The following is a 7,613-nucleotide window of genomic DNA, read 5'->3' on the forward strand; positions in this document are numbered from 1 at the left end:
CTCGCAAAACGCACAGGCGGCGCGCAAGGCGCCGCCTCATTGCATGGATCGCATGGAGGCAGGCAGATGGCAGTGGACTACACAACTCATGACGGCGTGGCCGTCATCACGCTGAACAATCCTCCCGTGAATGGCCTCGGCCTCTCGACGCGAGCAGGCATCGCCGACGGCGTCGAGCGGGCGCAGAACGATCCGGCCATCAAGGCCATTGTGCTGACCGGCGCGGGCAAGGCCTTCTCGGGCGGCGCCGACATCACCGAATTCAATACCCCGAAGGCCACCCAGGAGCCGACGCTCGCCACGGTCATCCGGATCGTCGAAGGCAGCGCGAAGCCGGTGGTCGCGGCCATTCACAGCGTGGCGATGGGCGGCGGGCTGGAACTGGCGCTCGGCGCGCATTACCGCATCGCCGCGCCCGGCGCGCAGATTGCGCTGCCGGAGGTGAAGCTCGGCATTCTGCCGGGTGCGGGGGGCACGCAGCGTCTGCCGCGCGCGATCGGCCTCGAAGCGTCGTTGAACATGATCGTGTCCGGCGCGCCGGTGTTGTCGGAGAAGCTGGCCGACTCTGGACTGTTCGACGAAGTCGTCGCGAGCCAGGAAGATCTGCCCGCCGCGGCCCTCGCCTTCGCGCGCAAGGTCGGCGCGAAGACAGGTCCGCATCCGAAGGTGCGTGATCGCAACATCGAGCATCCGAACGCGGCCGGTTTCATCCAGTTCGCGCGCAATAGCGTCGCGGCGATCGCGAAGAACTTCCCGGCGCCGCACAAATGCATCGACGCGGTGGAAGCGGGCGTGCAGAACGGTTTCGACAAGGGCCTCGCATTTGAGCGCGAATGCTTCGTCGCGCTGGTCCAGACGCCGGAAAGCCACGCGTTGCGTCATGCGTTCTTCGGCGAACGCGCGGCCAGCAAGATTCCCGACGTGCCGGCCGACACGCCGGTGCGCGACATCGGCAAGGTTGGCGTGATCGGCGCGGGCACGATGGGCGGTGGCATCGCGATGAACTTCATCAACGCGGGCATTCCGGTCACGCTGCTGGAAACGAAGCAGGAAGCGCTCGACCGTGGCCTCGCGACGATCCGCAAGAACTACGAAGCCTCCGTGAAGAAGGGCAAGCTCAAGCCCGAGGCGCTCGAACAGCGCATGGCGCTGATCACACCCACGCTGTCCTACGACGACCTGAAGCACGCGGATCTGATCGTCGAGGCCGTGTTCGAAGAGCTCGGCGTGAAAGAGCAGGTGTTCCGGCGCCTCGACGAAGTCGCCAAGCCCGGCGCGATCCTCGCGTCGAACACGTCGACGCTCGACGTCGACAAGATTGCCGCGTTCACGAAGCGTCCGCAGGACGTGGTCGGCATGCACTTCTTCAGCCCAGCCAACGTGATGAAGCTGCTCGAAGTGGTGCGCGGCAAGGAGACCGCAAAAGACGTGCTTGCCACCGTGATGAAGCTCGCGAAGAAAATCAGGAAGACGGCGGTGGTGTCGGGCGTGTGCGACGGCTTCATCGGTAACCGGATGATCGAGCAATACATCCGTCAGGCGCTCTTCATGCTTGAAGAAGGCGCGCTGCCCGCGCAGGTGGATAAGGCCATCGAGAAGTTCGGCTTCGCGATGGGCCCGTTCCGCATGAGCGATCTGGCCGGCAACGACATCGGCTGGGCGATCCGCAAGCGCCGCTATCAGGAACATCCTGACATGCATTACTCGAAGATCGCCGACCGGCTGTGCGAAATGGGGCGCTTCGGCCAGAAGACCGGCGGCGGCTGGTACGACTACAAGGCGGGCGATCGCACTGCGTATCCGTCGAAGGTGGTCGACGAGATGATCGGCGCGTTCTCGAAGGAAACCCATGCCGAGCGCCGCAAGATCAGCGACGAGGAAATCGTCGAGCGACTCGTGTTCGCGCTCGTCAACGAAGGCGCGAAGATTCTTGAAGAAGGCATCGCGTCGAAGGCGTCGGATATCGACATGGTCTATCTGACCGGCTATGGTTTCCCGCTTCATCGCGGCGGCCCGATGCTGTATGCGGACACGGTTGGGCTCTACAACGTGGAGCGTGCGATTCGCCGTTATGCGGCGCGGCCGAATGGCGACGCGTGGCGACTCGCACCGGGCATCGCGAAGCTGGCGGCCGAGGGGCGCGGGTTCAACGGCTGAGCGGATTGAGCGAGCCTTCGAGGCTGCTTGAATCAAACGACCGAGGTGGCGCGGTGCTGCACGTGTGGCGCGATGCGCACGGAAAGCGTCAGCGCGCCACCGTCGACATCTTGAAGTAAGACCAACTTGCACGGGACCAGAGTAGGTAAGCAAGCATGGGACCGAGTAGACGCTGAAGCGTCTACTCCGGATCGACACGCTAAAGCACCAACTCTGGGCGACCGCAAAAACTTGCATGGGACCAGAGTAAGAGCTAAAGCGCCAACTCTGGTCGACCGCAAAAACTTGCATGGGACCAGAGTAAGCGCTAAAGCGCCAACTCTGGTCGACACAGGAGACAAGCATGACTGATGCCGTAATCGTATCGACCGCCCGCACAGGCCTCGCCAAATCATGGCGCGGCGGCTTCAACATGACGCACGGCGCGACGCTCGGCGGCCACGTGACGCAGGCCGCCGTCGACCGCGCAAAGCTCGACCCGGCGCGCGTCGAAGACGTGATCATGGGCTGCGCGAATCCGGAAGGCGCGACGGGTGGCAACATCGCTCGCCAGATCGCGCTGCGCGCCGGTTTGCCGGTCAGTGTGCCGGGCATGACGGTGAACCGCTTCTGTTCGTCTGGATTGCAAACTATTGCGCTCGCCGCGCAGCGCGTGATCGCCGGTGAAGGCGACGTGTTCGTCGCGGGCGGGGTCGAGTCGATCTCGTGCGTGCAGAACGAGATGAATCGCCACATGATGGCCGAAGGCTGGTTGAGCAGGAACAAGCCGGAAATCTACTGGTCGATGCTGCAGACCGCCGAGAACGTCGCGAAACGCTATTCGATCTCGAAGGAACGTCAGGACGAATACGGCGTGCGCTCCCAACAACGCGCCGCAGCCGCGCTCGAAGCCGGCAAGTTCAAGGATGAAATCGTACCGATGACGGTGCTTGCCGGCGTCGCCGACAAGGCAAGCGGCCGTCTCTTCACGAAAGAAGTGACCGTCAGCGGTGACGAAGGCATTCGCGCCGACACGACGCTCGACGGCGTATCGAAGATTCGCACCGCGATGCCGGGCGGCGTGATCACCGCCGGCAATGCGAGCCAGTTTTCCGACGGCGCGTCCGCTTGCGTCGTGATGAACGCTAAGGTTGCGGAGCGCGAAGGCCTCCAGCCGCTCGGCATTTTCCGCGGCTTCGCGGTAGCCGGTTGCGAGCCGGACGAAATGGGCATCGGTCCGGTGTTTGCTGTGCCGAAGCTGCTCAAGCAGGCGGGTCTGAAGGTCGAGGACATCGACCTGTGGGAATTGAACGAAGCGTTCGCGGTACAGGTGCTGTATTGCGCGGACAAGCTCGGCATTGCGCAGGACCGTCTGAACGTGAACGGCGGCGCGATTGCGGTCGGCCATCCGTACGGCGTATCGGGCGCACGGCTGACGGGTCATGCGTTGATCGAAGGCAAGCGGCGCGGCGCGAAGCTGGTCGTCGTGACGATGTGTATCGGCGGCGGGCAGGGCGCGGCGGGGCTGTTCGAAGTGGTGTGATGCTGCGGGGGGCGCGGTTGTTGATGATGACGGCACGGACGTCACCCTTGCGCCCCCCCGGCTGGTTCAGCCGCGCTTGCTATCCGCGCTTCTTCGAAGCCGCTTGCCTAGGCCGATTGCCAGCATCATCGCGAAGCCGCGCCAAGCGATGCCAGACTCAACGTCCCCTGACTAATGAATCGTGTCGTACCGGTCAAGCCACCCGCGAGCTTGCCGCGCAGGATGTACGGAATCTGCCCCGAGTCGGCGGCTCCGGCGAATGCGAAGGCCTGGCGAACCGCGGCGAAAGCCGGCACGGTCAGCGGCACGGTGACGACGGTTTCGCCGAAGCGCGGCACCGTGCCGCCCTGGTCGCTGACGCCGCTCGCGAACGACTTGCCGTTCACCTCGAGATCGAGCGACACGCCGCTGAAGCTGACCGTCGAGTCGTTGGGATTCTGCACGCGCAGTTTGACGTTGAAGCGCATCTCCAGCCCCTGGCCGTCGAGCGGTTCGATACCGGCCACGCTGACGCGCAACGGATCGGCGCCGAACAGACCCGCGCAGCCATTGAGCGTCAGCGCGACGATCATGAGAAGGGCGATGATCGCGGATAAGCCGCGAAGGATGGAGAGACGGCCGGACAGCGGCGCGCGCAGGACAGGCATGACCGGCACCTCGAACGAAGCGGTTGGTGATGCATTGTACCGGGCAGCGTCGCGCGAGCAGAGGCGATTCAGGCGGTGCGCCGCCAGCGTGTTCGGATGAGTCCGGCCAGATGCCGCGCGGCCAGTGGCAGCCAGCCGTGAGCGCCTGTCGTGGCACGCGGGGACAGCACGATGAACGCGGCAGAGCCTGCGCGGCTCGCACCGGGTGCGCGCAGGGCGCTGATCGACACCATACCGCGCTGCGGCGTCACAAACCGCTCGCCTTCGTGCAAGGTGATCGACACGAGTGGGACGGCATCGCCCAGCCAGGCAAGCGAACGATCGCGCAAGCCGAGTTGCAAACCGCCTTCGATGGCCACGATCGAACTACCGGCGTGCAGGTCATGCACGGCGACCTGACCGGCCAGGAGAGACGATGCAGGGGTTCCACGCAAACCGGCGCGAGATTCACGAGCATGCATGACAGAGTCCTTTAAACCGTTTTCATGCCACGGATCTCGCTCAGGCCGACGAAGCGGTGCGCAGGTCAGGCAGATTGGCGGGACGGCTGGCGGCGCATGCGCCAAAGCGATAGCGGGTATCATTTCCCGCTGCGCCTCGCGCATGTCGCGCATGTCGCGCGTGCGTGCGAACGCATACGTCATGCGTCAAACGCAAGACAGACAGTGCGACGAACGTCAGGCTGCGGCCCGACACTTCGAGTCGAATTGAACCGGGTCGAAGCGAACGAGGTGTGGCCGCCATCCATCATGTTGTGACGTCAAGACTCGCCGATGCATCACCGATGTCTCTCACTCACCCCGCACTCCGCTGACTACGAAACCTGAATACGCAATGACCGATTCATCCTCATCACCGAAAGCAGGCAACGCGACGTTGCCTGAAAGCCCGTTTGTCGACCGTCTCGGCGCGCAGTTGTTGTCCGCTGCCGATGGCGTCAGCGAAGTCGTGCTGCCGTTGCAGCCCGATCACATGAACACGTGGGATGTCGCGCACGGCGGCGTCACGATGACGCTTGCCGACGTCGCGCTCGCGATGGCCGCGCGCAGTCTCGCCGGCGACGGTGTCGGCGTGGTCACCGTCGAGATGAAGGTCAACTTCATGCAGCCGGGGCGGGGCGAGTTGCGCGCGACCGGCCGCGTGCTGCACCGCTCGACCACGATGGCCTATTGCGAAGGCGAGATCCGCGACAGCGAAGGCCACTTCGTCGCCAAGGCGCTCGGCACCTTCAAATACATGCGGCGCCTCGCGGTCGGCCGCGGCGTGACGCAACAGCGGTTGCGCAGCGACCCGTCGGCGAAACCCGGCCCGAGCGACGGTTGAGCCCTTGCCACGCGGCGCGCGTGCCGGGCGGGTCGCCCGCCTGTCGCGGCTTGCGCACGCGCAGTGCAAGCCATGCGTGCCGTTCCAACTATTCGCCGATCCAATCGGTCACTCAAGGAGACAACCGTCATGTCCCAGATCAACCGTCAACTCGTGCTGGCTTCGCGTCCGCAAGGCGCGGTCACGCCCGACAATTTCAAGCTCGTCGAAACGCCGCTCGCGCCGCTGGCCGACGGCGAATTGCGCGTGCGCAATCACTTCCTGTCGCTCGACCCATACATGCGCGGCCGCATGAACGACAGCAAGTCGTACGCGGCGCCGCAACCGTTGAACGAAGTGATGATCGGCGGCACGGTTGGGGAAGTGGTGGAGTCGAAGAACCCGAAGTTCGCGGTCGGCGACAAGGTGGTCGCGATGTTCGGCTGGCAGGAGTACGGCACGTCGAACGGCGCCGGTGTACAGAAGGTCGATGACACGCACGTGCCGCTGTCGGCCTATCTCGGTCCGGTCGGCATGCCCGGCGTCACCGCGTGGTACGGGCTGAACCGGATCATCGCGCCCAAAGCGGGCGAGACGGTGGTGGTCAGCGCGGCGAGCGGCGCGGTGGGCAGCGTGGTGGGGCAGTTGGCAAAGGCGGCCGGTGCGCGCGCGGTCGGCATCGCGGGCGGCGCCGACAAATGCCGCTACGTGACCGACACGCTCGGCTTCGATGCCTGCGTCGATTACAAGGCCGGCAACCTGTATCAGGAGCTCAAGGCCGTGACACCCGATGGCGTGGACGGCTACTTCGAAAATGTCGGCGGAGAAGTGCTCGACGCGACGCTCGCGCGCATGAACGCGTTCGGGCGCATCGCGCTGTGCGGGTTCATCGCGGGCTATGACGGCCAGCCGATGCCGCTCAAGCATCCGTCGTTGATGCTCACGCAGCGGCTGCTCGTGCAGGGTTTTATCGTCAGCGAGCATATGGACGTGTGGCCGGAAGCGCTCAAGCAGCTCGGCACACTGGTCGCGCAGAAGAAGCTGCACTATCGCGAGACCATCGCGCAGGGGCTCGACGCGGCGCCTGAGGCATTCATCGGCCTGCTCAAAGGCCGCAACTTCGGCAAGCAGCTCGTCAAACTGATCTGAGCGCGGCAGCCCAAGAGCCGTCACTCACGCATCGAGAGGCCGCGCGGATCACACCGCGCATGAGCCAGAAGTTACCGCGCAGTCCTCACCCAGGAGTCAGACGATGTTCGAATTCGGCGGCAAGGTGGCAGTGATCACGGGGGCGGGCAGCGGCTTCGGCCGCGCATTCGCGCAGAAGGGCGCGGCGCTCGGCATGAAGCTCGTGCTCGCCGACGTGAATCCCGACGCGCTCGCGCAAACCGTCGAAGCGTTGCGCGGCAACGGTGCCGACGCGATCGGCGTGCCGACCGACGTGTCCGATGCAGCCCAGGTCGAAGCGCTCGCCCAAGCGGCGCTCGCCGCGTTCGACAAGGTGCACGTGCTCTTCAACAACGCAGGCGTGGGCTCGGGCGGCTTCCTGTGGGAGAGCACGGCGAACGACTGGTCGTGGGTGTTCGGTGTCAACGTGATGGGCGTCGCGCACGGCGTGCGAGTCTTTACGCCGATCATGCTGGCGCAGAACGAGCCCGCGCATATCGTTAATACGGCGTCGGTGGCGGGCTTGCTGTCGCCGCCGGCGATGGGCATCTACAACGCGTCGAAGCATGCGGTGGTCTCGCTGACCGAGACGCTTCATCACGACCTGCAACTGGCGCAGGCGCCAGCGACGCACGAAGAGAATGCGGATACGGCGAGTGGTCTCGTCGGCTGCTCGCTGCTGTGTCCGGCCTTCGTGCCGACCGGCATCGCCGATGCGGAGCGCGCGCGTCCCGAGCCACTGCGCAATGCCGGCCGCCCGACGCACTCGCAGATCGCCGCCGGCAAGCAACTGCAGCGCGCGGTGCAGTCGGGCAAGC

At 65.1% G+C, this 7,613-nt stretch carries 7 protein-coding genes; 5 read left to right on the plus strand and 2 right to left on the minus strand.

Features of this window, described 5'->3' with window-relative positions; translation table 11 throughout:
• The first annotated feature begins 66 nt into the window (after positions 1-66).
• Together CIC12_RS18520 and CIC12_RS18525 are read left to right on the plus strand one after the other, a co-directional pair.
• On the plus strand, positions 67-2,157 hold the full coding sequence (locus CIC12_RS18520; protein ID WP_168665712.1) for a 3-hydroxyacyl-CoA dehydrogenase NAD-binding domain-containing protein: 2,091 nt from the start codon (positions 67-69) through the stop codon (positions 2,155-2,157).
• A 343-nt stretch (positions 2,158-2,500) separates the two neighbouring features.
• Positions 2,501-3,679, plus strand: a complete 1,179-nt coding sequence (locus tag CIC12_RS18525; RefSeq protein WP_168665714.1) for an acetyl-CoA C-acyltransferase — start codon at positions 2,501-2,503, stop codon at positions 3,677-3,679.
• 125 nt (positions 3,680-3,804) lie between these two features.
• Here the strand turns inward: CIC12_RS18525 and CIC12_RS18530 are convergent, their stop codons facing one another.
• Positions 3,805-4,326 (minus strand): LEA type 2 family protein, encoded by a 522-nt coding sequence (locus CIC12_RS18530; protein WP_168665716.1) that lies wholly within the window; start codon positions 4,324-4,326, stop codon positions 3,805-3,807.
• A 68-nt stretch (positions 4,327-4,394) separates the two neighbouring features.
• Positions 4,395-4,940 (minus strand): hypothetical protein, encoded by a 546-nt coding sequence (locus CIC12_RS18535; protein WP_342030549.1) that lies wholly within the window; start codon positions 4,938-4,940, stop codon positions 4,395-4,397.
• A gap of 220 nt (positions 4,941-5,160) precedes the next feature.
• On the opposite strand from CIC12_RS18535, the gene CIC12_RS18540 reads away from it, so the two are divergent.
• The 3 genes from CIC12_RS18540 to CIC12_RS18550 form a co-directional block, all read left to right on the plus strand.
• Positions 5,161-5,649: a PaaI family thioesterase gene (locus CIC12_RS18540; protein WP_121318223.1), complete on the plus strand. Its 489-nt coding sequence runs from the start codon at positions 5,161-5,163 to the stop codon at positions 5,647-5,649.
• Between the two features lie 129 nt (positions 5,650-5,778).
• Positions 5,779-6,777, plus strand: coding sequence for an NADP-dependent oxidoreductase (locus CIC12_RS18545; RefSeq protein WP_168665718.1), 999 nt, complete (start codon positions 5,779-5,781; stop codon positions 6,775-6,777).
• Between the two features lie 103 nt (positions 6,778-6,880).
• The coding region (locus CIC12_RS18550; RefSeq protein WP_168665720.1) for an SDR family NAD(P)-dependent oxidoreductase at positions 6,881-7,613 on the plus strand (733 nt) is incomplete at its 3' end.

The organism is Paraburkholderia sp. SG-MS1 (assembly GCF_012275575.1).
GTDB lineage: Bacteria > Pseudomonadota > Gammaproteobacteria > Burkholderiales > Burkholderiaceae > Paraburkholderia.